The sequence below is a fragment of the Shewanella algicola genome, assembly GCF_014648035.1.
GTDB classification, from domain to species: domain Bacteria; phylum Pseudomonadota; class Gammaproteobacteria; order Enterobacterales; family Shewanellaceae; genus Shewanella; species Shewanella algicola.
Map to the genome: position 1 here is coordinate 1 of NZ_BMQI01000160.1, position 771 is coordinate 771.

The 771-nt window shown below is 57.1% G+C and carries 1 protein-coding gene; it reads right to left on the reverse strand.

Features of this window, described 5'->3' with window-relative positions; all coding sequences use genetic code 11:
- Positions 1–76: 76 nt before the first annotated feature.
- Positions 77–766 carry a reverse transcriptase domain-containing protein gene (locus IEY42_RS22215; protein ID WP_444544469.1) on the reverse strand — a complete coding sequence of 230 codons (690 nt, stop codon included), beginning with the start codon at positions 764–766 and terminating at the stop codon, positions 77–79.
- Positions 767–771: the final 5 nt, after the last annotated feature.

Consider the following 771-nt stretch of genomic DNA (forward strand, 5'->3'; position numbering starts at 1 on the left):
GTAAAAAATACATTGAATGTCGCGGTAGGGATACCCGTTACCGGATACCCCCCGCACAGATCCCGGCGTGCGCGATTTACGCACCGGGCTCCTGCCTCGGGTGTCTGGCGGTGAACCGCTCCACAGGCCATGGATGAAGAACCCGAACCCTTGGTAGCCATGCGGCTGCCAGTTTGTTTGCTTTCGTCCAGGTCGTATCATCCTTCTGGCTCCTGCGCCTGAGCGCCCGGCGCCAGAGGTTTGTTACGTGTGTCCTGAACTTCTGCATGGTGGGGAAGTTGCCCGGTACCGAGTGATAGTTCAGGTATCCCTGAACCACTCTCCTGAGCCATTTTCCCTGTTCGGGGATTGAGTAATGCCAGCGCCTTCGCAGACCGTCTTTGATGGCTTTCAGAGTTGCCGTCATCCGATCCCGGCGGGTCTTTCGTATCAGCATGAACCTGCCGTTGCGATCTTTCCCGCTGATGTGCGTGAACCCGAGGAAGTTGAACGTTTCTGGTTTGCCTTTTCCCCTGATGGCACGGTTTTCGGCAGCGAAGCGGCCGAACTCCATCAGACGGGTTTTCTCCGGGTGAACCGTGAGTCCGAACTCCCTCAGTCTGCGCTGCATGGCTATACGGAAGCGCCGGGCATCGTATCGTTTGTCGAACCCGATGACGATGTCATCGGCGTATCTGACCATTACCACATTGCCTGTGGCATAGCGACGTCGCCACTGATGCGCCCACAGATCGAAGACGTAGTGGAGGTATATGTTTGCCAGCAGCGGTG